The organism is Aminipila luticellarii (assembly GCF_004103735.1).
Taxonomy (GTDB): domain Bacteria; phylum Bacillota; class Clostridia; order Peptostreptococcales; family Anaerovoracaceae; genus Aminipila; species Aminipila luticellarii.
The window spans coordinates 1,703,233-1,729,476 of sequence record NZ_CP035281.1; the positions used below are offsets into that span (position 1 = coordinate 1,703,233).

The 26,244-nt window shown below is 40.7% G+C and carries 26 protein-coding genes; 4 read left to right on the top strand and 22 right to left on the bottom strand.

The window, feature by feature from the left end:
• Window positions 1-81 precede the first annotated feature (81 nt).
• On the top strand, window positions 82-1,827 hold the full coding sequence (locus EQM06_RS07790) for an Rqc2 family fibronectin-binding protein (RefSeq protein WP_128745795.1): 1,746 nt from the start codon (window positions 82-84) through the stop codon (window positions 1,825-1,827).
• 86 nt (window positions 1,828-1,913) lie between these two features.
• Here the strand turns inward: EQM06_RS07790 and EQM06_RS07795 are convergent, their stop codons facing one another.
• The 18 genes from EQM06_RS07795 to asnA form a co-directional block, all read right to left on the bottom strand.
• Window positions 1,914-2,981, bottom strand: a complete 1,068-nt coding sequence (locus EQM06_RS07795; RefSeq protein ID WP_164914395.1) for a copper amine oxidase N-terminal domain-containing protein — start codon at window positions 2,979-2,981, stop codon at window positions 1,914-1,916.
• 549 nt (window positions 2,982-3,530) lie between these two features.
• Window positions 3,531-4,181 (bottom strand): flavin reductase family protein, encoded by a 651-nt coding sequence (locus EQM06_RS07800; RefSeq protein ID WP_128745797.1) that lies wholly within the window; start codon window positions 4,179-4,181, stop codon window positions 3,531-3,533.
• Window positions 4,174-5,112: an RluA family pseudouridine synthase gene (locus EQM06_RS07805; RefSeq protein ID WP_128745798.1), complete on the bottom strand. Its 939-nt coding sequence runs from the start codon at window positions 5,110-5,112 to the stop codon at window positions 4,174-4,176. The genes EQM06_RS07800 and EQM06_RS07805 overlap by 8 nt, the downstream gene beginning before the upstream one ends.
• A 2-nt stretch (window positions 5,113-5,114) precedes the next feature.
• The gene (gene lspA, locus EQM06_RS07810; RefSeq protein WP_128745799.1) at window positions 5,115-5,573 is read right to left on the bottom strand and encodes a signal peptidase II; all 459 of its coding nucleotides are present in this window, start codon (window positions 5,571-5,573) and stop codon (window positions 5,115-5,117) included.
• 15 nt (window positions 5,574-5,588) lie between these two features.
• Window positions 5,589-6,218: a DivIVA domain-containing protein gene (locus EQM06_RS07815; RefSeq protein WP_128745800.1), complete on the bottom strand. Its 630-nt coding sequence runs from the start codon at window positions 6,216-6,218 to the stop codon at window positions 5,589-5,591.
• A 37-nt stretch (window positions 6,219-6,255) separates the two neighbouring features.
• Window positions 6,256-6,537, bottom strand: coding sequence for a YggT family protein (locus EQM06_RS07820; RefSeq protein WP_128745801.1), 282 nt, complete (start codon window positions 6,535-6,537; stop codon window positions 6,256-6,258).
• Between the two features lie 6 nt (window positions 6,538-6,543).
• Window positions 6,544-7,029: a cell division protein SepF gene (locus EQM06_RS07825; RefSeq protein WP_128745802.1), complete on the bottom strand. Its 486-nt coding sequence runs from the start codon at window positions 7,027-7,029 to the stop codon at window positions 6,544-6,546.
• Window positions 7,030-7,038: 9 nt separating this feature from the next.
• On the bottom strand, window positions 7,039-7,740 hold the full coding sequence (locus tag EQM06_RS07830; RefSeq protein ID WP_128745803.1) for a YggS family pyridoxal phosphate-dependent enzyme: 702 nt from the start codon (window positions 7,738-7,740) through the stop codon (window positions 7,039-7,041).
• A 32-nt stretch (window positions 7,741-7,772) separates the two neighbouring features.
• A complete protein-coding gene (locus EQM06_RS07835) occupies window positions 7,773-8,816 on the bottom strand; it encodes an HlyD family efflux transporter periplasmic adaptor subunit (RefSeq protein ID WP_330548317.1) in 1,044 nt (347 codons plus the stop codon).
• A complete protein-coding gene (gene trmD, locus EQM06_RS07840; protein ID WP_128745805.1) occupies window positions 8,797-9,546 on the bottom strand; it encodes a tRNA (guanosine(37)-N1)-methyltransferase TrmD in 750 nt (249 codons plus the stop codon). Before trmD ends, EQM06_RS07835 begins: the two co-directional genes overlap by 20 nt.
• A 14-nt stretch (window positions 9,547-9,560) precedes the next feature.
• Window positions 9,561-10,058 carry a ribosome maturation factor RimM gene (gene rimM, locus EQM06_RS07845; RefSeq protein ID WP_128745806.1) on the bottom strand — a complete coding sequence of 166 codons (498 nt, stop codon included), beginning with the start codon at window positions 10,056-10,058 and terminating at the stop codon, window positions 9,561-9,563.
• 104 nt (window positions 10,059-10,162) lie between these two features.
• Window positions 10,163-10,393 carry a KH domain-containing protein gene (locus EQM06_RS07850; RefSeq protein ID WP_128745807.1) on the bottom strand — a complete coding sequence of 77 codons (231 nt, stop codon included), beginning with the start codon at window positions 10,391-10,393 and terminating at the stop codon, window positions 10,163-10,165.
• Between the two features lie 17 nt (window positions 10,394-10,410).
• The gene (gene rpsP, locus EQM06_RS07855) at window positions 10,411-10,653 is read right to left on the bottom strand and encodes a 30S ribosomal protein S16 (RefSeq protein ID WP_128745808.1); all 243 of its coding nucleotides are present in this window, start codon (window positions 10,651-10,653) and stop codon (window positions 10,411-10,413) included.
• 66 nt (window positions 10,654-10,719) lie between these two features.
• Window positions 10,720-12,057, bottom strand: a complete 1,338-nt coding sequence (ffh, locus tag EQM06_RS07860; protein ID WP_128745809.1) for a signal recognition particle protein — start codon at window positions 12,055-12,057, stop codon at window positions 10,720-10,722.
• Between the two features lie 18 nt (window positions 12,058-12,075).
• On the bottom strand, window positions 12,076-12,432 hold the full coding sequence (gene ylxM, locus EQM06_RS07865) for a YlxM family DNA-binding protein (RefSeq protein WP_128745810.1): 357 nt from the start codon (window positions 12,430-12,432) through the stop codon (window positions 12,076-12,078).
• A 119-nt stretch (window positions 12,433-12,551) separates the two neighbouring features.
• Window positions 12,552-13,631: a signal peptide peptidase SppA gene (gene sppA, locus EQM06_RS07870; protein ID WP_230974944.1), complete on the bottom strand. Its 1,080-nt coding sequence runs from the start codon at window positions 13,629-13,631 to the stop codon at window positions 12,552-12,554.
• A 115-nt stretch (window positions 13,632-13,746) separates the two neighbouring features.
• Window positions 13,747-15,345: an N-acetylmuramoyl-L-alanine amidase gene (locus tag EQM06_RS07875; RefSeq protein WP_128745811.1), complete on the bottom strand. Its 1,599-nt coding sequence runs from the start codon at window positions 15,343-15,345 to the stop codon at window positions 13,747-13,749.
• Between the two features lie 248 nt (window positions 15,346-15,593).
• Entirely contained in the window at window positions 15,594-16,604 is a 1,011-nt protein-coding gene (gene asnA, locus EQM06_RS07880; protein ID WP_128745812.1) for an aspartate--ammonia ligase, read from the bottom strand.
• A 398-nt stretch (window positions 16,605-17,002) separates the two neighbouring features.
• On the opposite strand from asnA, the gene EQM06_RS07885 reads away from it, so the two are divergent.
• The 3 genes from EQM06_RS07885 to EQM06_RS07895 are packed head-to-tail and all read left to right on the top strand — an operon-like array spanning window position 17,003 to window position 20,410.
• On the top strand, window positions 17,003-17,386 hold the full coding sequence (locus tag EQM06_RS07885) for a GntR family transcriptional regulator (RefSeq protein WP_128745813.1): 384 nt from the start codon (window positions 17,003-17,005) through the stop codon (window positions 17,384-17,386).
• Window positions 17,383-18,279, top strand: a complete 897-nt coding sequence (locus EQM06_RS07890) for an ABC transporter ATP-binding protein (RefSeq protein WP_128745814.1) — start codon at window positions 17,383-17,385, stop codon at window positions 18,277-18,279. The genes EQM06_RS07885 and EQM06_RS07890 overlap by 4 nt, the downstream gene beginning before the upstream one ends.
• A complete protein-coding gene (locus EQM06_RS07895) occupies window positions 18,254-20,410 on the top strand; it encodes a hypothetical protein (RefSeq protein WP_128745815.1) in 2,157 nt (718 codons plus the stop codon). The genes EQM06_RS07890 and EQM06_RS07895 overlap by 26 nt, the downstream gene beginning before the upstream one ends.
• Window positions 20,411-20,504: 94 nt before the next feature.
• Here EQM06_RS07895 and EQM06_RS07900 read toward each other — a convergent pair whose 3' ends face one another.
• From EQM06_RS07900 to pdxR, 4 genes are read right to left on the bottom strand one after another with little or no spacing between them, the layout of a single operon-like run.
• Entirely contained in the window at window positions 20,505-21,986 is a 1,482-nt protein-coding gene (locus EQM06_RS07900) for an aminotransferase class I/II-fold pyridoxal phosphate-dependent enzyme (RefSeq protein ID WP_128745816.1), read from the bottom strand.
• Between the two features lie 21 nt (window positions 21,987-22,007).
• Window positions 22,008-23,243, bottom strand: coding sequence for a peptidase T (pepT, locus tag EQM06_RS07905; protein WP_128745817.1), 1,236 nt, complete (start codon window positions 23,241-23,243; stop codon window positions 22,008-22,010).
• A 31-nt stretch (window positions 23,244-23,274) separates the two neighbouring features.
• Window positions 23,275-24,507, bottom strand: coding sequence for a BaiN/RdsA family NAD(P)/FAD-dependent oxidoreductase (locus EQM06_RS07910; RefSeq protein WP_164914396.1), 1,233 nt, complete (start codon window positions 24,505-24,507; stop codon window positions 23,275-23,277).
• Window positions 24,500-25,954: a MocR-like pyridoxine biosynthesis transcription factor PdxR gene (gene pdxR, locus EQM06_RS07915; protein WP_128745819.1), complete on the bottom strand. Its 1,455-nt coding sequence runs from the start codon at window positions 25,952-25,954 to the stop codon at window positions 24,500-24,502. The genes EQM06_RS07910 and pdxR overlap by 8 nt, the downstream gene beginning before the upstream one ends.
• Between the last annotated feature and the right edge of the window lie 290 nt (window positions 25,955-26,244).

Consider the following 26,244-nt stretch of genomic DNA (forward strand, 5'->3'; position numbering starts at 1 on the left):
GTTCCTATTCGATTATACAATAAAACCGGTCATATTGCTAAACAATATTTTCCGTACCAATAAGAAAACGAGGTAAAAATCATGGCTTTTGACGGCATAGCAGTCCGTGCGGTAACGCAGGAATTAAATAAAAAACTTTCCGGCGGAAAACTGGAAAAAGTATATCAACCGGAAAACGACGAGTTAATTTTTCATATCCACTCCAAGGAGGGAAATTTTAAACTGTACCTTTCCTGTAACAGCAGCAGTGCCAGAATCAATCTGATCACAGAATCCGTTCCCAATCCGCCGGCTCCGATGACCTTCTGCATGCTTTTGCGGAAACATATTCAAGGAGGACGCATTACTGAGATTACACAAAAGGAATGCGAGCGAATCGTGGAAATACCCTTTGAGACGGTCAATGAACTGGGTTTCAGCGTAAGCAAAAAACTGATCATTGAAATCATGGGCAAACACAGCAATATTATTCTGGTAGATCTGGAAAGCAATAAAATTATCGACAGCATCAAGAGAATATCCATTGATGTAAATCGAATCCGACAGATTCTACCCGGTAAGCTCTACGAATATCCGCCCGTTCAGAACAAAATTCCTTTTGATACCGTAACGTTACAGGAAATAGAGACACTTTGCCTTTGTACACCCAACAAGCTTCCAAAGGCACTGCTGAATGGAATCCAAGGCATCAGCCCCATCATGGCGGAACAGCTGACATACGGACTTTCAATTTCATCTGAAATTCCGTATACTCCGGAGGAAGTAAAAAGGACCGCACAAATAGTCTATACTAATTTATGCAAAATATTGAGCAATCTGAAGATCGGGAATGTATGTCCCAGAGTGTATCTCAATACGGAAGGGAATCCTGTTGACTTCCATGTCATGCCCATTCAAGCTTTGGAGGGTGTTTATGAAACCAGACCTTTCGAAGAGGTATCCGGCGCCATTGAATTTTTCTATTCTCACAGGGCGTCCTCCAATCGAATCCGGCAAAAAAGTACTGATTTGGAAAAAGCGGTCAAAACGCATCTGGACAAGCTATATCTAAAGAAGCAGCGTCTTTCAGAGGAACTTCTAAAAGCAGAGAATTCGGAAGATTATCGGTTATTCGGAGAACTCCTCACGGCCAATCTTCATTTATTCAAGGCGGGAGACAGCCAGGTGACCGTCATAAACTATTACGACGGAAAGGAATTAACGATTCCTCTGGACAAAAAAATTTCTCCTTCTAAAAATGCACAGCATTATTTTAAAAAATACGGAAAATCTAAAACGGCTATAAAAGAAAAGGCAATCCAGCTGGAAGAAACAGCGGAAGATCTGAACTATCTGGAATCGATTTCCGTCTTCATCAAAAACGCCGACGGCCTTGAGGAAGTAGAAGAAATCCGAAGTGAGCTGATCGAAGCAGGTTACTTAAAGAAACGCAAGGTATATGGAAAACCGGCTAAAACCAAACCTGCTCCAAAGCCTTATACCACCAGCGATGGTTTTAGGGTTCTGGTTGGAAGGAATAACAAAGAAAATGATCATCTCACCTTTAAATTAGCCTCTTCTAAAGATATGTGGTTCCATACAAAAGACATCCCCGGCTCCCATGTCATCCTTTTTACAGAGGGAAAGGACATCACGGAAACGGCGATTTTTGAAGGTGCGGCAATCGCTGCTTATCACAGCAAGGGAAGAGATTCAGAAAATGTACCCGTGGATTATGTGCAAGTCAAATATGTGAAAAAACCGGCAGGGGCAAAACCCGGTATGGTCATATTTACAAATAACCGAACGGTATACGTGAATCCAAAACTGCCCCAGGTGCAAGTATAAATGTTAATAAAGACCTGTCAGAAATCAAGCCCTAAGGCTTCTTCTCTGACAGGTCTTTATTTTTATCCTATAAAACGAAATGTTCTCTACATTTCGTATGTAATAGCTACTGCCTGAATGGTGTCATACCATTCCACCTGACCGCCCAGATTTTCTGTAATATATCGGATTGGAAGCATGGTTCTGTCGTTAATAATCGTCGGAGCTACATCCATGTTTACTTCTTTTCCATTCACCTTCATCATCGTGCTGTCAACGGTCATTTCCAAATTCGTATTCTTATAGGTCAATTGAATGGTTCTTGTATCATTGTCCCAGCCTACTGTTCCGCCCATAGCCTCCACAATGGCTCTGACCGGCAACAGGGTTCGTTCGTTCACGATCACAGGCACGGTTCCCGCCGCATCTATATTTTGATAGGCGCCGTTAGCCGTCATGACCGGATTGTTGATTTGAACCACGATCTTTCCATAAGCGGTTCGGTCTGCTCCGCCGCGATTCGGTGTCTGAACTTCTTGATCTGGCTGCGAGCTGCCGGCAGTGTCCTCTTCTTCATCGGTATCGGAATTGACATCGGAATCCGCCTTTTCACCGGGCTTTGGTCCAAACAGCTTGTCCACCTTGTAGTCCGGGTCTTCAAAGAGTTCATATACGCTGTCGTCAATCTGATACAGCCAATAGTTCTGCGTACCGTCTCCCCATTCTTTCACACCTTCCCAAGTATAGGTACAGGCCCGTTCTTTCTTGTTGACCAGCCAGTCAAAGCCGCTTACCGTATCCTCATCAAAGCTGGTTATGACCATGGAATGCTTGCCGTCTACCCGAAGCATATCTCCCGGTCTTGCATACTCGTTTATGTATTCGCCCAGCTTATCATAGTCGTTGCTGGCTTCGGTTCTGTGGCATTTGCTGCTGTACACATCGTACCCAAAAACATTTCGCCATACGTAATTGGTAAAAGCATGGCACTGCAGGGCTCTCCCGTTATCATAATTATTCAGGGTATCCGTTCCCAAATATGGTTCTACATATTCCTCCATTCTGTCGGTAATATTTTTTGCCGCCGCCGGGCTGTATTCCGTTTCCGCATAAGAGACACATGCGGCAGACCCAATCAAGGCCGTTATTAATAAACCTGTTAAAAAACGTTTCATCCGTCCTACTCTCCTATATCCAAGCATGATATTATCTATCTAGGAATTAATCATACACAAATTTCCATATTAAATCAAGATATGACAGAAAACAATATGGAAATACTTGGCCTCAAAACATATTTTCAGACGATAAAAAGCAGTATTTGTCCAAAATATTACATTTTTAGTATTATTTATTACACTTATCTATTTTTTTCTTGATATTTTTCATGCAATTTAGTACACTGACATTGTAAATAAAGCTCATTATTTATATTACATTGTCATTTCAGGTGTGTTTAAACAAAAAGGAAATTTATAGGAGGAAAGAGAGTATGAACAAAAACAAATGTACTATTTGCGGAAAGAACTACAATAATATTGCATTTATGGGGGGATATATTTGTGAGGAATGTATAGGGTACATCCATTCTCCTAAAGTATAAAGCAGCAAATATGATTTGAATTTAACACCATATAAAATTATTTTTAATATAATATTGTGCCACTATTTTTAATCCCAATATTCGAAAACGATTGAAGCTTTATTTACATAAAAATACCGAGTTATTTCCCTCGGTATTTTTTATCTTTACTCTTATTTTGTTTCTTTCGTTGTTCCAGACTTTCTCTGTTTATCCGTTTCTTCGTTTTGGGCTTCATAACAGAATACCCAAACTTTCCGATGGGCTTTCGCTTTATTCCAAAATACTCTCCGTGATTATAGCAGATCAGAGCTGCATTTTCCAAAAGAATTTTGCCCTTCTCATCCATGATAGATTTATCCGCATGGACCTTAACGATTTCCGCCATAAACATATCGTGAGTAGGAAGCTCGATAATCTGGGTGACCCTGCACTCCAAATTCACCGGGGATTCTCCAATCATCGGACAGCCAACCATTTCTCCTTTCACTGGAGTTAAATGCTGTTCTTTAAATTTATCCACATCTCTTCCGGATTTCACTCCGCAATAATCGGTGGAAAAAGTCAGCTCTTCATTACATAAATTAATAACAAATTCTCTGTTTTTCTCTATAATTTTATGAGAATGTCTGGATTTTCGCACGGATATATACGTCATGGGCGGTTCTGAATTGATAATGCCTGTCCATGCAATCGTAATGATATTGTATTGTGACGGTTCGTTCCCGCAGGAAACCATGACCACCGGAACCGGATTCAGCATGGTTCCCGGTTTAAATGAAACTTTATCCATTTTTTTCCTTCCTCAACTTTTGTAATACAGCCTCAAATTCATCGGGCAGAGGACTTTCGAACTCCATATATTCTCCGGTAGCCGGATGCTTAAAGCCTAAAATTTTTGCATGCAGCATTTGAGTATCCGCTCCTAATATTTTTTTCTTCGGACCATACACCATATCACCGAGAAGGGGATGCTTGATATAAGCCATATGAACCCGTATCTGATGGGTCCTTCCGGTCTCTAGTCTCGCCTCAATCAGTGTAAAGCGGCCAAAACGTTCCAGTACCCGATAATGTGTTATCGCCTGTTTACTGTTTATATCCGTAACCGCTTGCTTCATCCGATCTCGCGGATCCCTTCCGATCGGCTTGTCCACGATGCCTTGATCTTCTGAAAAGTTATGGTATACAATAGCTCTATAAGCCCTTGTAATGCTGTGCTCCGCCAACTGCTTCGCCAGACAGTTATGAGCCTTATCATTTTTAGCAACCATCAAAAGACCGCTGGTATCCTTATCGATTCTGTGCACAATGCCGGGCCGGATCACCCCATTTATGGAAGACAAACTGTCTCCGCAGTGATATAGGACAGCATTGACCAGCGTCCCTGATTCATTGCCGTTAGCCGGATGCACCACCATTCCTTTGGGCTTGTTGACCACCAGAACATCCTGATCTTCATAATAAATATCCAGCGGTATATTTTCCGGCTCCACAGTGAGCAGTTTAGGTTCCGGCATCATCACGCAAATCACATCACCTGATTTGACCTTGTATTTTTTAGAATCCGCCGGCTGCCCATTTATGTTTATATTTCCTGTCTCCAAAAGCTTTTGAAAAAAACTTCTGGATTTTTCCTCATATGCTAAAGAAAGGGCCAAATCAATTCTGGTCCCTTCCAACTTTTCATCCATTATTATTTCAAAAGAATTTTTTTCACACATAGTCAGACGTCCTTTTGCCCCTTTAGTTTTGGTTCTACGAAAAAAATATACAGGATTAAAAGCCCGCACCCACAGCACACATATACATCAGCCAGATTAAAAATAGGCCAGATTCTTAGATCCAAAAAATCTACAACATATTTTAAAAAGATTCTGTCTGCAATATTGCCTACCCCGCCGGCCACAATCAGTGACAAGGACATCAGCATCAGCCAATGTGTGGTTTTTTTCAGCTTATGCAGATATACAAGTATACCTATGGTAATGATGGCTGTTATGAGCGCCAGCACCCCTGTATGCCCACTGAACATACTGAATGCCGCTCCTGTGTTTTGTATATAGGTTATATGAAATATGCCGTCAATGACGGGAATCGTCTCATATAAATCCATATTCGACCGGACGGCATACTTGACCAGCTGATCCAGCATTACGGCGGCAATAATTACGATATAGTACATATAAAATATATGGAGCTATTCTTGAGCTCCATCTCCTACCCTCAAATTTATCATGGTCTTTTTTAAATCATCCATTCCTGATTCAATTTCTGAAATAATTTTTGTTTTTTGATCTCTGTCACTATTTTTTGTCCTTTTAGTCTCAGATTGCTGCAGCATATCGCTGTTTTTGGATTCCAAGCCGCCAAATTCCGTAAATATTTCATTGCTCAGCGCGTCAAACCGTTCCAATTCTGATTCCAATAAATTTTTATATTTTGATTTAAACGTAACAAACCGATTTTTCAAATTTGCACTTTCTTCCGTCAATCTTTCTACAGATTCTTTTGCTTCTCTGGTAATCAGCTGCGCATCCAGCTCTGCATTTTTTAATAAGATTTCTGCTCTTTTCTCTGAGCTTACAGCAATATCTCTCATGAGAGCTTTGGCTGCCTCCAGAGTTTCCACCACAGCTGTTTCGGAGCTTCGGTATTTTTCAAGCTCACTGCCTAAATGCTTTACTTCTTCCTTCAAAACAGCGTTTTCACCAATTATCTTTTCCAGATCAATCGTCAAAATGTCTAAGAAGCTATCTACTTCTTCTTCTTTATAGCCCCTGACGCCTTTAGAAAATTCTTTGTTCTGTATATCTAATGGAGTAATCATATTTTAAGTCCTTCCCAAATTTTATATTAGTACTTCCCTACATAATGATTAGCAATAGTGTTATGATAAGCTTTCGGGCAATCGATACGAGAAAAAATGCAAAGAATACGGATAAATCCAACATACCTGTATTTAATTTCATAGAAAGTTTTCTGCATGGAGCGACGATCGGTTCCGTCAGATTGCATATAACTCCATACATTTTATATAGGCTGTTATACTGTCCTGTAATGAACCAGCTTAGAACAGCTCTGGCTAAAAGCAAAAATATTAGTATATCGGCAAACCAACTTATTGCATTAATTAATAAAAACTTCATTTTTAGTTACCTCCAGGGGCTTTTTGCATTTCCATTAAAGTCAATGCCCTTATGGTCAACATTAGCTAAAATATCTACATTTTCAGGTGCAAACACAAAAATATTATTTGCAATCTTCTGCACATTTCCATTCACAGCATATGTAGCACCGCTTAAAAAATCAAAGATTTTTCTTGCAGTATCCGATTCAATCTTTTCAAGATTGATAATAATCGGTTTTTTTGATTTTAAATTATCTACCAGTTTAGGGCATTCGTCGAATCCCTTGGGTTCTATGACCACCATTTTAAACGGAACGGTATTTGCTGACATCGGTTTGCCTTGCATAGCTACTACCTTGGGTTCCCTGATCTCCGGTCTTGGTGCCGTGAACGAGTTTCTGGTTTCGATAGACTTTCTTTCAAGCTCAGCGGCCTGAGTTTCTTCTTCCTGAATGTCATCCTCTACATCTTCTATACCAACCAAATCTTTAAACACTCCAAAAAGTCCCATGTTAACCTCCTATACGGTTTTATTGTAGTTTCGTGCCCCAAAGATCGCAGTTCCTACTCTGATAAGGTTTGAACCTTCTGCAATAGCAACTTCAAAATCATGTGACATGCCCATTGACAAATACTTAAAATCCAATCTTTCGTGCTGTATTTTTGAGAACCGGTCATATTGCTCTTTTACCTGAGCAAAGAATACCCTTGCATCATCAGGGTTCTCTTCAAAAGGTGCTATACACATCAAGCCTCTCAGCCTTATATTGGGACAATTTTCTAAAATATAATGGATCATCTCTTCTGTCTCATCGGTGGTGATCCCAAATTTGCTCTCTTCCTGTGCGGCATTTACCTGAATCAGGATGTCCATAGTCAGGTTATGCTGTTCTGCTCGTTTATTTATTTCATCGGCTAGTTTTATGGAATCTACGGAATGAATCATGGATACCTTATCAATAATATATTTTACCTTATTGGTCTGCAGGTGTCCAATCAAATGCCATCTTACAGGTTTTACAAAATCATACTTGTCCATGATTTCCTGCACTTTATTTTCACCAATATCTGTAATTCCTGCATCTATGGCTGCGTTCAGATCTTCCGGAGGCCTTGTCTTTGTTACCGCAACGAGAAGAATATCCTCTCCGTTTCTTCCGGCTTTAACAGCCGCCTCATTTTTTATTTTGTTGATCTGATCAATATTTTCTTTAATAGACATGGAGAATTCACCTCTTTTTCTTTTTATGGCCGTTATTCTTTTATATTTTTTCCATCTGCTTTATAATCCTGTTTTGGATTTTTTAATATCTCATCATAAATTTCTACCGTGCTGACTTCTTTCCCATCCTTATCATAAAAGCTGGAAACAGAAACCAGCGAATAATCCCCATCACTTGTGATAATTTTTACAGGCTTAAAAACAAAATCTCCATTTTTGGATTTTATGTACACTCCTATAATGCCTTTCTCGGTAGTAATACTGGAGTTTCTGACTTTAATTCCCGAATAATCTTGAGTAATGACTGTGGCTTTTGCACTTCTTATCTTTGTAAAATCTTCGTAATACATGGTCGTTTTCATAATCACGAGCCACTTTTCACCCTGATCGACCATCTGCTCAACGCTGGCCTTTACCTGACCCATGGGCAGATCCACTTTAACCGTGTTGCCCACCTCGTACTTGGCAATATTGCTGGGATCGACCCATGCAATCATGTACCAGTAATTATTTTCACATATTTTAAACAGCGGCTCCCCTGCCAAGGTTGTCTTTCTCGTAAGATTCACCGGCTTATATTTCACGCCTTCCACGTCTTTATACTTTAAACGGCTCATTTTCTCAGGAGTAAAATATCCTTCATATCCGTCCACATAGTAACTGACGATTCCGGTTCGTGCGCTGTTCATCTGGGTAAGGGTAACATCCGTTTTGCCCAGTCTGGTAATCATATCCGCATACTCAGAAGTGTCACTGCCCGCAGAATGCGGAGTGATATCCAGAATCTTTGTATTCTTTCTTACCTTGACACCATTTTCAATATAATAATTAATTGCTCCGGCATTTGCCGCCAGATGAACCGTCTCATTCCTAACAAAATAACAGGTCACTTCATCGGTTATCTGCATATTCTCATATTGAAGAATCTCTGTTTTCGTAAGTGCCCCTGTCACTTCAGGCACTAACTGTGTTATTATGCCCAGAGATATGAGTGCTATCATATAAAACAGCAGGCCTCTTTTTTTTCCTTTTGTCAAAATACTCACCCTTGTTATTTTACACCTTTTCCACTGCACTTTCAACTTTCTTTAGTATTTTAAGTTGTTCTTTAGATAACTCTCCATGTCCCTTTAAATATCGTTGAAACAAGTCCGGTCTCCTGTCCCTCGTCAGCTCCAGAGATTTCTCATATTTCCATAAAGCTATGAGCTTGTGGTTTCCATTAAAAAGGACTTCGGGAACCATCATACCTCTGTATTCTCTGGGCTTTGTGTATTGGGGATACTCCAGCAATCCGGAATAAATGGACTCTTCTTCTGCGGATTCTTCACCGGCTAAAACTTCCGGAATCAGTCTGGCAACGGAATCGATCAGAACCATTGCCGGAAGCTCTCCGCCTGTAAGGACATAATCGCCTATGGAGACTTCCTCCATGTTCCAATATTCCAAAATTCTTTCGTCAATGCCTTCGTAATGCCCGCAGAGAATAATCAGCTCCTCTTCCTTGGAAATCTGCCGTATTTTTTCGTGATTGAGAACCTCGCCCCGGGGAGACATGTATAAAGCCTTTTTCCCTTGCCCGGAGATGGATTCCAGAGCGCGAAAAACCGGATCCGCCAGCATGACCATACCCACTCCACCGCCAAAAGGATAATCATCCGCTTTTTTATGCTTGTCCTGACTGAAATCCCTGATATTGATCAGATTGATGTCCAATATTCCTTTTTTTTTGGCTCTTCCCAGAATGCTGCCCCCCACAACAGGTTCGAACATTTCCGGGAAAAGCGTCAATACGTTTATCTTCATTCTTTTTCCTATAACTATAAGTCTAATATACCTTCTATCAGTTTAACTTTTATATACTTCTCTTCTACATTTATATCCAAAAGAAACTCTTCCACTGCCGGGATCAGAGTTGTCTTTTTATTTTCAAGTTCAATTTCATACAAGTCCTGTGCACTGTTCTGTATCACATTTTTTAAGGTTCCAATTTTATGATTTTCCTGATCCCGGACTTCAAGTCCGATTAAATCTCGTATATAATACGTTCCTTCCGGAAGCTCCCTTAGCTGATTCTCTCCGATATATACTTCTTTCCCTTTTAAAGCCTCCGCTGCATCTCTGTCATTGACACCTTCCAGTTTTAGGATGACCATCTCCTTCATGTAGCGTACCTTTTCGATCTTTACCTTCTGATCTTCCACGTAAATATATTGGAGCTCCTCGAACCGCTCTTTATAATCAGAATAATGATAGAGTTTTACCTCTCCTTTAAGGGCAACCACATTTACAATCTGGCCTATTTTAATTTTTTCCATATTTGACTATTCCTCAAATCATTTCATTTTATTCGCATTTAAATTCAAAGAAGAGGGAATTTCACGTGTTGAAATACCCTCTTACTTTTCTTATCGCAGAATGTTTACTGTACAATTTCTACAACGACTTTCTTATTTGCTTTTGTTGCGGCAGCCTTGACAACTGTACGAAGAGCCTTTGCAATTCGTCCCTGTTTGCCAATCACCTTTCCCATATCATTGGGTGCAACTCTCAGTTCTATTACAACCGCCTGCTTGCCTTCAACCTCTTTGACCTCAACGGCATCTGGGTCGTCTACAAGTGACTTTGCAATTGTTTCAACGAGTTTTACCATTAAAGTTCACCGCTTTCTTATTCAATGATTCCTGATTTTTTTAACAGAGCTCTTACAGTTTCTGTAGGCTGTGCTCCGTTTCCTAACCATGTCTTTACCTTTTCTCCGTCAATATTAATTGTAGCAGGATCTGTCAGTGGATTGTATGTTCCAACTTCTTCAATGAACTTACCGTCTCTCGGCGCTCTTGAATCTGCAACTACTACTCTGTAAAAAGGCTTTTTATTTGCGCCCATTCTCTTTAATCTGATTTTTACCATTTTTATTATTCCTCCTAAAATATGCATTTTAAAATATATATCTAAACTCAGGCCGATTTGCTGAATTTAAAAACCTCTGAACATTCTTTTCTTTTTGCCTCCCGAAGCATTCGTAAACTGTTTCATCATTTTTCTTGCTTCGTCATATCTCTTGATAAGCGTATTGATCTTGCTCACGGGCTGTCCTGAGCCGGCTGCAATTCTTTTTCTTCGGCTGGCGTTCAATAGGGACGGATCCTTTCTCTCAGCCTTTGTCATGGACAGAATAATTGCTTCCATTTGAGCAAATTCTTTTTGGCTTTCATCTAAATCTACATTTTTCATCGCCGTAGAATTCACTCCGGGAATCATATCCAGAATCTTGGCAATTCCGCCCATTTTCTTGATCTGACCCATCTGTTCCAGAAAATCATCCAGGGAAAATTCATTCTTCTTTATTTTTTTCTCCAGCTCTTCAGCTTTGGATTCATCAAAATTTTCCTGTGCTTTTTCAATCAGGCTCAGCATGTCCCCCATGCCTAAAATCCGGCTGGCCATTCTTTCCGGATGGAAAGGCTCAAGAGCATCGAACTTTTCGCCGAGACCGATGAATTTGATCGGCTTGCCTGTCACCTGTTTAACAGACAATGCCGCACCGCCTCGGGCATCGCCATCCAGCTTCGTCATAATGACTCCGTCAATTCCCAGCTTTTCATCAAAACCGGCTGCGGCATTTACCGCATCTTGACCGGTCATGGCATCCACTACTAAAAGTATTTCATGGGGCTTGATAGCCTTTTTCACTCGAACCAGCTCATCCATAAGGGCTTCATCTATTTGAAGTCTTCCGGCGGTATCGACGATCAGTACATCATACCCTTTCATTTCCGCTTCTTTTACAGCCTTTTCAGCAATAATTTCCGGTTCTCTGCATTCCCGCATCGTGAACACCGGAACATCTACGCTTTTTCCTACGACCTCCAGCTGGTCTATGGCAGCGGGCCTATATATATCACAGGCACACAGCATAGGCTTCTTGCCGTTCTTCTTAAGATAATTGGCAAGCTTACCGCAGGTTGTTGTCTTACCGGTACCTTGCAGACCTACCATGAGAAATATGGTAAACCCTCTTGGGGAATAAGTCAGTTTACTGTTTGCTCCGCCCATGAGAGTCACTAATTCATCATTTACTATTTTTATGACCTGTTGTCCGGGGGTCAAGCTTTCCAGTACATCACTTCCCAGTGATTTTTCCTTAACGGAGGAAACAAAATCCTTAACGACTTTAAAGTTTACGTCTGCTTCTAAAAGCGCCAGCTTGACTTCTCGCATCGCTTCATTGATATCTGCTTCCGTAAGAACCCCTTTTCCTTTTAACTTTTTAAATACACCCTGCAGCTTATCCGATAAACTTTCAAATGCCATTTGGACCTCCGATTTCCATTATTCATCAAGCTCGTCGATGATTCCTTTGATGTCCTCTAATTTATTGATTAAATCTTTATCTTCATGATTTTCTTTTATGAGCCTGTCCAGCTTGCTGTCAATCTGCAATACCGCATCACGGGTCTTTGCAAATTTGCTGACCAATCCAAGCTTCTGTTCATATTCGTACAGTGCCTTTTCTGCATTTTTCAACGCGTCGTGAACGCCCTGCCTGCTGATAGAAAATTCCTGCGCAATTTCCGAAAGGGAAAGGTTTTCTTCGTGATAAAGCTGCATGGCATCCCTCTGCCTGTGTGTGAGCAGCTCACCATAAAAATCATATAATAAGCTCACCTCTGCAATTTTATCAAACATGATTCATTCCTCTTTCTTCCCATCCTGCCAAGTAATTTGACTTGACACCTCTATAAATTTACCACAAATAAAAAGTGGTGTCAAGTATATTTTCTTGACACCACCCTTTATTTTTACTTTTATTTTTTCAGGGTCTCACACATATAGCTTATCGGAAATTCAGTTTCGTCTTTCATTAATTCCACGATAGAAGCAACGTCGCTTTTAGAAGATAGAGCCGGAAGGTTCACCTTACCAAATAACATTCCAAGCAAAGATGTCTGTTCGTCGTCCAGTTCTACTACCTGGCAGTCTCCCATTTTATAAGTCGTCTTCATATCTGCCACAGCTTCGTCATACGTACCGATCTTGTCAATCAGACCTAACGCTAAGGCTTGCTTTGCTGTATAAATCCTGCCGTCGGCTAGAGTTCTGACTTTTTGAACATCCATATGACGGCCTTCCGCTACCAGATTTACAAACTGGTCATACGCTTCATCTACCAGAGATTGAAAAATCTTTTTCTGTTCATCCGTCATAGGATCCACGGGATTTCCCATGGCTTTATTGGCGCCAGAGGTTATCGTATTGGTTTTGACACCATATTTTTCCAAAAGTCCTGAAAAGTCATAAATCGTTCCAAGCGTAACGCCGATGGAACCAGTCCAGCAATTCCTGTTTGCAATAATTTTATCACATGGAGTTGAAATATAATATCCGCCGGAGGCTGCCATAGTTCCCATAGCTGAATATACTGGCCTTCCGGTCTTCTTCTGATACTCTTTTATCTTGAAATAAAGCTCGTCGCTCTCATATACGCCGCCCCCCGGACTGTTTATAAATAGAATGATCCCTTTATTGTTATCATCCTTTATCAAGTCATCTATCGTGTCCAAAGTCCACTGATGCTGATATCCTACCGGCGTTCCAAAATAATCACTGTTTCCCTCTCCAATCGTTCCTTCTACATTTAATTTTGCAATATATGGATCATCAGGATAGATGTTTCCGCCGCTGGCACTCGATGAATCCGTATCAAACCGACTGAGCATGATACCAAGAACCACTATTACAGCTATAATAATTCCAAAAATGATCAATGCTTTTTTTAATCTTGCCTTTTTATTAGGTACTTTTGTATCCATTGAATAAAATCTTACACCATCTTGATCCGGTTCACTAAAAACCGTCCCATTTGCTCCAACCTTTTCTTCATCCATTCATTCCATTCCCCTTTCTGGTTTTTATTCTTTATCCATAGTTTGTATTGGAAAACTCTGTCAATAAATAAATACGGTTTAGTATATCATATATTCCAATATTACTCAACCTCGCTTACGCATAGGAATTCACGTTTTTCTCAGCCAACTGCTTTATGAAGCTTTCAACCGCTTCTCCTGCGGCCTCTCCGAATTGCTTCTGCGTCTCCGGGTCAATCATCTTTTCATAATCTGAAGGATTGGACATAAAGGATGTTTCAAATAAAACTGCCGGATATCCTGTCATACGGGTCATCGCTAAATTGCTGTATCTTGCACTGGATTTATTTATTCCCACTTTGCTTGTAATATAAGAATTTATGTATTCTGCCGCACTATGATTATCAAAGGAATAAAAGGTAAGAAATCCTTTGGCATTGTTGTAATCTGCCGTCACAGGCATGGAATTGCAGTGAATAGATAAGGAAAAATCCGGTTTAACTGCGGCTACCTTTGCTGCACGGTCAGCAAGTGCTGTATCCGAATCGTCGGTTCTGGTCATAATGACAGTTGCTCCTTTACTTTCTAAATACTGCTTGGCATATAAGGCAATCTGTAAATTAATATCTTTTTCCAAAGGTCCATATACGTCCATCGGCCCCTTTGCACCGGTATCCGTTCCGCCGTGCCCGGCATCAATATGAATGCGGATTCCTTCCAGGCTGTCATCTGTGATGGTCGGTATCGTTTTAAAGCCTACGAGCATTTTCCCTTCCCCAAATTCCACATAATACCCATTGATGGGAGCATCCTTCTGAAAGGTAATTTGATATTTCACATATCCCTCATTTCTATTTTCAAGAACTTGAATATCTTTTATAATGCGGTTCTGCGGAATGATATTCCACGCCAGCTGATCTGTATTATAAATGGTCAGGATTGCACTTTGTGCTCCCATTTCCAGATTGTACAGAGCCTTCTGCCCCATAGAGAGCTGGAGTTCCGTACAATCATACCCATTATCGTCTACCAAGTCCATGGAGGTAATCGCATCCCTGCCTAAAACTCCATCATGCACCGTAACATTACTTTTGTACACGAAAGAATAGTCCGACAGGCAATACAAGCTCCCGGTTTCACCGATAATCTGTGCCATAGTTCCGGTGGCCAGCGGCATCATCAAACTTTTGCTGTCTCCTCCGGGCACACTCATCCTTGAAATATTTTGTCCTTTTACCACGGCATATTTGGGTGCATGGCTTTTAGACCAATAGGTAATGCCGTTACCGGACGAACTGCTGCCACTACTTCCCGAACTTTTTCTCGTAATGGTTATGCTTTTACTCTTACCATTATTCGTAAAAGTAAACGTATTATTTCCTATATTTAAATTGACATATACTGCAAAAAAGCCATGCTCCGTTATGCCGATTTCATTTCCATTCATATAGACCGGATATCTGTAGTCCGCTGCTCCTAATATGCTTACCCGGCTGCTGGTTGTCGTGTATCCGTTATTCGGCTGGGATATAATAATATCCTGCGGATTCTTATACGCCGATGAAGCAGTGTTTTCGCCCATATCAGCTGTATTTACCCCATTCATATCCTCCGACGCCTGTACCACGTTCATGTCGTTTATATCGTCTGTGGCGTGTGCGGCATATGGAATCATATTGATGCCTAAAACGATTGCTGTGCACACTGCCGCTGTTCTTTTTCCCCTAATCTTCATATCTTTTTCGCCCTTTCTTTATTTTGTATAATCTCCTTAATTGTAGCATATTCTGACAAAATATACATCTTGAATATATTTCCAATAGGAAACGATATTCCTTATTGAGAAAAAAACAACTGCGCCGTAGGAACAGATACTGTCCTAAAACACAGTTGTAAAAAGTTATTTTTATATGATATTGTCTGTATTGTCTTTTGGATTTTATGATGTTCGTCTCAGTTGCTCTAGGTCCTTCAAGACTGCCTTTATAATAAGAAGATATTGTTTTCTTTACATTTTTCAATCATATCTTCAGGCCATACCGATACTTGTACCTCGCCGATATGAGCCTTTCTCAAAAAGTACATGCACAATCGGCTCTGCCCAATACCGCCTCCTATGGAATACGGTATTTCCTTGTTTAAAATAGCCTTATGAAAAGCTAATTTCTTCCGGTCTTCTGCATTGGCCAGCTTTAGCTGTCTTTCCATGGCTTCCTCATCTACTCGGATTCCCATGGAAGAAATTTCAAAAGCCATGTTTAAAACTTCGTCCCAAAGAATAATATCTCCGTTCAATTCCCAATCATCATAGTCCGGTGCTCTTCCGTCATGCTTTTCTCCGGACTTAAGAGCTCCACCAATTTTTTTGATAAAAACGGCTCTATGCTCTTCTGCAATCAGGTTTTCTCTTTCCTTTGGTGTCTTATCCGGCCATCTATCCTCTAATTCTTGAGTCGTAACAAATGTTATTTCATTCGGAAGCTCCGTTTGAAGACCTCTGTACAACCGATTTACATAGTCTCCTAAATTCTTAAGTGCATTATAGATAATGACCACTGTTTCTTCAAGGTATTGCTCTGTTCTCTGATCTTTTGTGATGACCTTTTCCCAATCCCATTGATCCACGTATATAGAGTGAAGATTGTCCAGCTCTTCATCCCTTCTTATGGCATTCATATCGGTATAGATACCATGACCCGGTGCAATATTGTATTTTCCCAGAGCCATTCTCTTCCATTTAGCCAAGGACTGAACTACTTGAACCTCAGCTTCATCCATATCCATTAACGTAAAATCTACTGTTCTTTCCACTCCGTTCAAATTATCATTCAACCCACTTTCCGGGGTAACAAAAAGCGGTGCGGAAACTCTTCTCAGGCTAAGCCCGTAAGCAAGTTCCTGCTGAAAGAAATCCTTGATCTTCTTGATGGCTCTTTGACTCTCCATGTAATCAATAACTGGGGTGTATCCCTCAGGAATTATTAGCTTTGACATAAACTCTCCTCCTTTGACGTTAATTGTATTTTGTTTTGCAGCCATGTTTTGCTTTAGACTCCAAAAACTTATTTTTATATTTTATTACTTTACGACGATAAAAGCAAGAAAAAATTGTGCGCACGACCTAATTTCTAATAATTGGTTTATATGCCATTTTAAAATCCGACATAAAATTAAACAACACTTAAATACAACTTTTGTTAATGTTCAACTTTTGCTCCATACGATATACATCGTTTAAAGTCGCTGCAATTAAGGTTATAGGGAATCTGAATTATCTATACCACATACCTTTTCCAATTTCAATCAAATGTATTTTTAATATGTTTTTCCATTGACACTGTACTATTCTGCGTAGTACACTTGTAATATTATGAAAAAGGGGGGTGCTTTGTATGTTCCAGCTAGATTTAAAGAGCCGAAAAACGATATACGAACAAGTTGTGGATAACCTCAAAGAATTAATTATTGCCGAAGTATTACAGCCAGAAGAGAAATTACCTTCAGTCAGAGAATTATCCAAAACTCTGACTGTAAATCCAAATACAATTCAGAAAGCATATCGGGAGCTTGAATATCAAGGATATATCTATACCGTGACTGGTCTGGGTACTTTCGTAGCAGAACCGAGAGAAACAGCAATTAATCCGATTCAACTGGAAGAAATTACTGCCAGAATAGAAAACGATATCAAAGAATTATATTTTCTTGGTCTGAACGTTGAAGAGATAAAAAAAATAATTCTTCCGTTCGTTGAGGAAAGAGGTGAAAATAAATGATTAAAGTTGACCATGTAAATAAGAACTTTGACCGGTTCAAGGCCTTGGATGATTTAAATATTAATGTAAACAAAGGATCTATTTACGGTCTGGTGGGTACCAACGGTGCCGGTAAAACTACAATTATAAAGCATATTACCGGGATCATACGTCCCGACTCCGGTCAGATAACCATTGGCGGCGAAGACGTTTTTGATAACAGAAACGTAAAGCAGAAAATGGGCTTCATTCCGGACGATCTATTCTTTTTCTCGACTTATAATCTGAAAGAAATGTCTAAGTTTTATAAGGCCTTATACCCGAACTGGAATCAGCAAAGGTATGCTCACATGGTGACGCAGTTTGATCTGGACGAAGGAAATAAGCTGTCCAAATTTTCAAAGGGTATGCAAAAACAGGCTGCGTTTGTTCTGATCATGTCATCTATGCCCGATTATCTCATTCTGGATGAGCCCATCGACGGACTGGATCCTATCGTGAGGAAGCTTGTCTGGAAATATATTGTAGAAGATGTAGCTGAACGAGAAATGACCGTTCTGGTATCCTCTCATAACCTCAAGGAGCTGGAAGGAATCTGCGATTCAATCGGCATTATCGCGAAAGGGCATATGATTATGGAGCGTGATCTGGACGAATTAAAATCAGATGTACATAAAATCCAAGTAGCGTATAAAAAGAAACCTGAAAACCCTTATAAAAATTTGAACGTTCTTCATCTGGAAACCCGCGGAACTGTAGATCTGCTTATTGTGAAAGATAAAAAAGAGCTCGTGGAACAGACCATATGGAAAAATAATCCGGTGTTGTTCGACCTGCTTCCGCTTTCCCTCGAAGAAATATTTATTTACGAGTTAGGAGGTGCCGACCATGAAATTCAGAGCATCATATTTTAGTATTTCCATTCCTTTAATAAAAGAAAATCTCAGAAGGTTCTGGGCTATACCCGCTATCGGCTTTTTAGCATACTTCCTGTCCGGCGTATTTCCCATACTGATGAGCTACAGCAATATAAATAATATGTATTACTACATAGAAATGTGTCTGACAAATAAACAGCCTTTTTTTATGGCAATTCATTTAATGCTTCCTATCATCACTGCTGTAATCGTTTACAGGTACCTTCAAAGTCCAAGCTCGGTAACTTCCATGCACGCTATGCCGTTCACCAGAGCTCAGCTTTTTAACAGCGGACTGCTTTCCGGACTCATTCTCATCCTGCTTCCGCTTTTGGGAAATGAGCTTATATTTCAGCTTATTGCAAAGCCCACCTACGATTATTATATGTACGAAGATTATAAGAAAATGATAGGCCTTATGGACAATGCCGTAGATATTTTCACCAGAAGCAATGTACTGGAGTGGTTCTGGCAATCCCTTTTAATCGTACTGGTTATCTATGCGATTTCGATCTTTGCCGGAATGGTAACGGGCAATACCGTTATGCATCTGTCGCTGGCTCTTGGTTTTAACTTTCTTGCCCCGGCTTTATATCTGACATTTATAACCTATTGCTCCAGTTATCTGTTTGGGTTTGCTTCAGAAGGTATCCATATGAAAATACTGACGGGCTTATCCCCTTTCATACAGTCATTTAACAGCGATAAAGGCTTTGCTGTACCATTGCAGATTTATTACATAATATTAACGATTTTAGTCATGATCGTTTCAAGCATTTTATACCAGAAACGTCAAATGGAGAAGTCGGGAGATTCCATTGTTTTTAAATTTATGGTTCCGGCCATTTGCTATTTAATCGCCTATTTTGGAATGTCTCTGATGGCCTATTACTTTACCTCCCTTGGCAGTAATAACAATAATTTTGATGCGCAGACTAAGGATATCTATTTTTATGCCGGGCTTGCTGCCGGTGCAATCATTTCCTTTATTTTAGGACGAATGATTGTTCTGAAAACACCTCGTATTTTTAACAGGCAGACACTGAAAAGCTTTGGTATCTTTGCTCTCATAGCCATACTTTTTATCTGCTCCATCACATTGGATCTGACCGGGTTTGAAAAAAGAGTTCCTCATTCAGGCGAGGTTCACGGTGTTCTGTCAACAGCCTTTAATTATGCAGATAACAACGGAAGATATAACGCCGATTTCTTTAACCCGTCAGATTTTGAGTCAGAAAACAGTGATTTTTATTATTCAGACCCTAAAAATATAAAGGCATTAATTGCACTGCATCAAGACATCGTAAGCCAAAAACAGCGGATCGAAAAAGAGCAGGAATTAAACGTACAAACCTATCCGGTGGATCTTTATTATGACAATTCCACTCCTTTGGGCCTGCAAAGATCTTATACACTGACCTATAAGGAAATGCTTCATAATAAATACTTTAAGCAGCTCTATGAATCTCAGGAATTTAAAAGGCATTTTTCTTTTAAACATTTAAATTGTGAAAAAATGACACGCGTTACTCTAAACAACTTGTATTATTATGATGAAAACGTAGCTTCCCGGCTTATCATAACGGAGGAAAACAAAATTACCGAACTGCTGGCTGCTATGGAGCAAGATTTTCAGGCTCGGACATATGAGAACTATTTAAGCCTCATACACCCGTACTGCAATTTATATCTTGATTTTGACTATCTGAATAATCGCGGAAAAATTGAAAAAGACACGTTAGATGTAAATGTTCTATTAACGGATACTCATACGATAAATTGGTTGAAAGATAATGGTTATTCGAACTATCTGGAATGCAGTGCAGATAAAATCAGCAAAATAGTTTTCACCAAGCAAGATTCCCAAGAGGATATAACAAGTAAGGATCAGACCATTGCTTCCAAAGATATGACAGAGGAAGAAAATAAGAGACAGCTTATTATTACAGATCCAGATCAGATCCGGCAAATTCTGAGCACCTACTGTACCTCTCAAAACAATTTTGATACCTATTATCAAGGTCACATTGTTTACAAACAGATAGACGGAGCAACCGCAACCTACTCCGATAACATCTATTATGATTTAGATACTGCTCCAGATTTTATATCAGGCTACTTTCATTAACGCTATACATCAAAAAACCATGCGTTTTAAGCATGGTTTTTTGATACAATCGGGCAGTCCAACATCCATGAGACTGCTTATCATTTTTTTGCTGTTATTTTTCTACTGCTACCTGATGTGCTTCATTGACCCCTATCACCTTTTCGCCTGCTTTTCTCAGAGCCTTTACATATTCTATAGCTTCTCCGCTGATCCTTTCGCCCGGGCAGATAAGCGGGATCCCCGGCGGATATGGGATGATGGAGCTGGCGCAGATCTTTCCCTTTGCATCGTCCAGACTGACATACTGTTTCTTCTTGGGCAGTGGATACAATCGGTCTTGCGTTGGTATGGCTCTTGCCATCTCTGCCAGATCATCCTTCAAAGCCCCATGTTCTTTCTTGGGTCTGTAAAAATTGGCATTGCTAATATCTCTTAGTACCCCAAGGAGCTGTTCAAAATCTTCCCGTACATTTCCGATTCCGGTCATGCACATGACGATGTTTCCGGTGACCAGTTCGGGAAAAATATGTTCTTTGATTAGGAGCTGCTCCAGTTCATGTCCGGATATACCGCATGAACTCATATCCAGATTGATCTTTGTCCAGTCCATGTTCGCTCCTGTATTGATCAGCCTTAGCCCTTGAATCTGCTCTGCTTCTCTATAGAACCTTGTAAGGCTGCCCCACCATTCTTTAATCAGCTCCGAGCCGTTCGCTTTCATCAAATCGGCATTCGTATCTAAGGAGCCCATCAGCAGATAAGACGGGCTGGTGCTTTCCATCAGCTGTAATTTATCTTCCAGTATGTCCAGATCCACTCGTTCCGTGACCACATTCATCACCGCACTCTGGGTAAAAGACGCCAGTGTTTTATGAATACTGTTTACAACAATATCTGCACCGCATTCCTCTGCCGGCTTTGGCAAGGCTTGACGACCGCTTTTTCCATCCCCTCCGTCCTTCATAAATCTGCTGAAAAACTTTAAATGAGCACCGTGAGCCTGATCGACAATCAGTATTTTCCCTGCGCTGTGCACAATTTCAGAAATTGCTTTGATGTCACTGCAAATTCCATAATAATTCGGACTGGGTATGATTACCGCCTCTGCATCCGGATGCTGTTCCAGCAAGTTCTCTATTTCCTCAGGCAGCACTTCTCCGCTGATTCCGAACTCTTCCAGCAGCACTGGATGCGCATAGACCGGTGAAATATTTCCCAGATTCAGTGCATTAAAAACAGACTTATGACAATTCCTCGCCATGATCAGCCTGCCCTCCGGTCTGACAGAAGCCAGAATCGCCCCTATCAGACCGCAGCTGGTTCCATTTACAAGTAAATAAGACTTCCTCACTTCGTAAAGCTCTTTATACTTTTCCATGGTGCTCTTTATAATGCCTTCTGCCTGAAATAAGTTGTCCGCCCCTTCCAGCTCTGTAATATCGCAGTCCATCATGTGTTCAAGAAACGCATGATAGCCAAATCTTTTATAAATATCCGCTCCTTTATGCCCCGGCATATGAAAGGAAACCGGGCGGCTTTCTCTATGCTTCAGCAAAAAGCTTGTTATTCCATTTATTCCATTTTGATTATTCATGCTACCTATCAAAGCTCCTTTTTAGGCTTTTGCGGCATACAGCTCCGCTATTTTAATCACCACGTCTCTGGCCTTTTCCATCGCCTCTATAGAAGCAAATTCGGAAACGCTGTGATAATTATGTCCGCCTACGAACATGTTCGGAGTAGGAAGCCCTCTTCTGGACAGGGTCGAACCGTCCGTACCGCCTCTCACCGCTACGATCTTTGGCTCCATTCCACACTGTTTATACGCTTCTAACGCCGTATTAATAATATGCTCCTGTCCTTTCAGGAAGTCGTTCATATTGTAATATTCGATCTCTATCTCAAGGCTTCCGTACTCTTTTCCCCATTTCTTATTAATTTGAGCCACGGTTTCTCTGAGGAATTTCATTCGGCTTTCCATGCTGTCTCTATCAAAATCCCTTAAAAGAAGCCCGATCTTTGCCACGTCGGTATCCCCTGAGATTTCATAGACGTAATAAAAGCCTTCTCGTCCTTCCGTAGTTTCCGGAGCTTCCGTTCTCGGAAGTGCAGACAGGAACTCATTTGCCAGAACGATTGGATTAATCATTTTACCCTTAGCGGATCCCGGATGTATGCACACCCCTTTAAATTCCACCTGCACATCTGCTGCGTTGAAGGTTTCGTAATTAAATTCCCCAATTCCTTCTCCATCTATAGTAAAAGCAAAGTCCGCTCCAAAGCCTTCAATATCGAACAGCTCGGCACCGCCATGCACCTCTTCATCCGGCGTGAATGCCACGCATATATTACCGTGTTTAAGCTCTGGATGTTCCTTGATATATACAAGGGAATCCATAATAATGGCAATCCCGGCCTTGTTATCCGCTCCCAGAAGAGTGGTTCCGTCTGAAGTTACAATGGTATTTCCCACATAATCCAGAAGCTCCGGATTGGTGTCAGGACTTAGCACCACATTCTTTTCCTTGTTAATAATAATTTTACCGCCGTCATAATGGTCAAATATTTGCGGTTTGACATTTTTACCGGAGCAATCTGGTGCCGTATCTAAATGTGCAATAAATCCGATGCTCGGTACCTGCTTTGCATTTTCCATATTGCTCAGTATTTTGGCGGTAACACATGCATGCTCGTCGACTTTAATATTGGATGCGCCTAAGGATTTTAACTCTTCAGCAAGCTTATTTGCCAGATCGAACTGACCCTCGGTACTTGGTACCTTACCTGCATCTTCGGCAGATTCCGTATCAATCTTTACGTACTCAATAAATCGTTGTAGAATAGGTTTCATTTTTTCTCCTCCCCAAATCTCATAAAAAGTTTTAACCGCTCACATTTCCTGCTAAATATCCGCTGGACCAGGCAAACTGCAGATTGTATCCGCCTGTATCCCCGTCCACGTCCAGCACTTCCCCAATAAAGAAAAGCCCCGGATATTTTTTACATTCCATGTTTTTTAAGTTCACCTCTGTTAAGGCTACTCCGCCTGCTGTTGCCATAGCCGTATTGAAACCGCCTGTCCCGCTGACAGAGAAGGTATCTCGTGTCAGAAGCTCAGCCAGCTTTTTCAGCTGACTGCCGGTCAAAGCGGAAGCTTTTTGGTTTTCTGCAATTTCAGCACGCTCACAAATTTTTTCAATAAAACGCTTTGATACTCCCGTCCCTAAATATTCTAACAGAAAACCCGCTGTCTGTTTACTACTTTTTGGAACATTTTTCTTGAATTCGGAAAGTATTTCCTCAAAGCTTTTTCCCGGGAAATAATTGATCAGCATTTTGTCCCCCGCTTTTACGTATCGGGAAATATTGATTACAGCAGGACCTGAAAAATTTGTATGAGTGATCAGCAGGTCGTCCCGATTCTCTCTTCCGTTTACTGTAACAGAGGCAGGAGAGAAAGAGGTTCCCGACAGAGAACTATAAGGATAATCCTGCACAAAAATAGGAACCAGTGAAGGCCTTACGCTTATGATCTCCAATCCTAATTCCTCTAAAACCTGAAAAATACTGCCATCCGATCCTGTAGACGGATAGGAGCATCCGCCTGCCGCCACCACTACCTTATCGGCACTATATTTTATTAGTCTCTCATGCTTCAAATCGCTGCACAAAACCTCGTATTTTCCGCCGGAATATTCTATTTTACAAACACAACGGCCATAACTTACCTCAAATCCATTCCCGCTGCTGCAATCCTTAAGCATGCTTAAAATATCCTGAGCGTCTAAGGAGGTAGGAAAGACCTTGCCGTCTTGCCGCTCAAAAAGAGAGATGCCCCTTGCCTCAAAAAAATCCACGGTGCGCTGATTATTGAATGGATATAAAACGCTGCGGATTTTCTTGCCGTTCTCCCCATAATGTTTTATAAATTCTTTTATATCGCCCCCATGCGTCACATTGCACTGCCCGTTTCCAGACATAAGGAGCTTCTTGCCTGCGGAATCTGACCTTTCTAAGATCAGTCCTTTGACAAGTTTTCCATAGGAAGCGGCACAAAAAAGGCCGGAAGCTCCTCCGCCTATGATGATTACATCGTACTTATTTTTATCATTCACTGAAACAATCCTTTCCTTTATCTTCTGTCCACTTTTCTATTAATGCTTTGATCGTACCCTCTATTTTTTGAATAGGAATCTGATTATAATAGAAAACCAGAGCCGTAGACTGCTGCCCCTCCGGATCATCCGCATAAATAGAGACTGGCGTGGCCGATACCCCCAGCGTTTTTGCTTCGCAGCAGAGCTTTTCTGCATTTTTCCTGCTTTGCACATTCATGATCATGTTGATTCCTGAAGAGGTGTTAGTAGGACTTATGATTCCTTTCCCATATTTGTTGATCGAACTTATGACTTTTTGCAGCTTCTGTGAATACAGATGCCTCAGCTTTTTGATATGAGTCTGATATAAGCCCTGCTCCATAAACAACGCCAATGTCAGCTGTTCCGTTTTAGAACAAGTCTGCGTGTATCCATGACCGATCTCTTTAAAGAGGTCTGCCATCCCCGCGGGAAGCACCATATAACTGATCTTTATGGAAGAAAACAGAGTAGACGAAAAAGAACCCAAATAGACCACTCTTTGGTTGTGGTCAAGTCCCTGTAATGCGGATACCGGCTTTCCAAAATATCTGAGCTCACTGTCATAATCATCTTCAATAATAATACTGTTGTTATGATTGGCCCATTCCAGCAGCTGATACCTTTTAGAAATAGGTATGACCGCCCCCGTGGGAAATTGATTGGAAGGGCTCACATATACCGCAGACCTTATGTTTGCGGGAAGCTTACCGATTCTGATTCCTTCTTTATCCACATCCACAGGGGTCATAACAAAACCTCGATCTCTGAACATATTCTTTACCGGCAGATATCCCGGTTCTTCCACCGCCACATGGTTAATGCCCAGTTTGGAAAGAATCAGGCATAAATGGCTGGTAATCTGCTGGGTTCCTGCTCCGATAACAATCTGTTCCGGATTGCATATGACGCCTCTGGCCCGGTAAATATATTTAGAAATCTCATACCTTAACGCCAGCTCTCCCTGAGGATCGCTTTCAAACATCAGCAGCTGCGGATATTCCGTCAAGACCTTGTTCATACACTTTTTCCATTTATTAAAGTCAAAGCAGGACAAGTCATACTGAAAAATGGAAGATTCATCCGTTTTCTCCACGTCTACAGGAAATAAAGAGTATTCTGTTTCATGGAAAGAGCCGGCCTTCTTCTTCTCCTCTACCTTCACTTTTCCTCTGTGCAGGATGTTACTCACATAATATCCGGACTGCGGTCTGCTGTATATATATCCTTCTACATTCAGCTGACTGTAGGCAAGATTTATAGTGGTAATACTAAGCTTTAGCTTTTCTGACAGATTTCGGAGAGACGGAAGCTTTTCATTCGGATCCATTTCACCGGATAATATTTCCCTTTTTATATAATCATATAACTGTAAATAAAGTGGTCTTGCTGAATTTTCATCAAATTCAGGGATAATTGCTTTCATGGATCTCCCTCTTAACTGAAAAGCGGCTGCATATGAGAATTAAAAATTCTTTTTATGTAGCCGCTCCATCACCAATCTAATTCTGCATCTATGATACGAATTTATTTATCTGCTTATATCATATACTGGTTTTCATTTAAAATCAACATTCACTTATATATCGGACTCTTCCAGAGTGTAGGATTACAATACATGTGTTACATTAAGACAAAAAATAAATACGGGAAACGCTAAAATTGTGTTATGCTTAATTCCTCACAAACCAAAACATCACAAATTGGAGGTCTCCC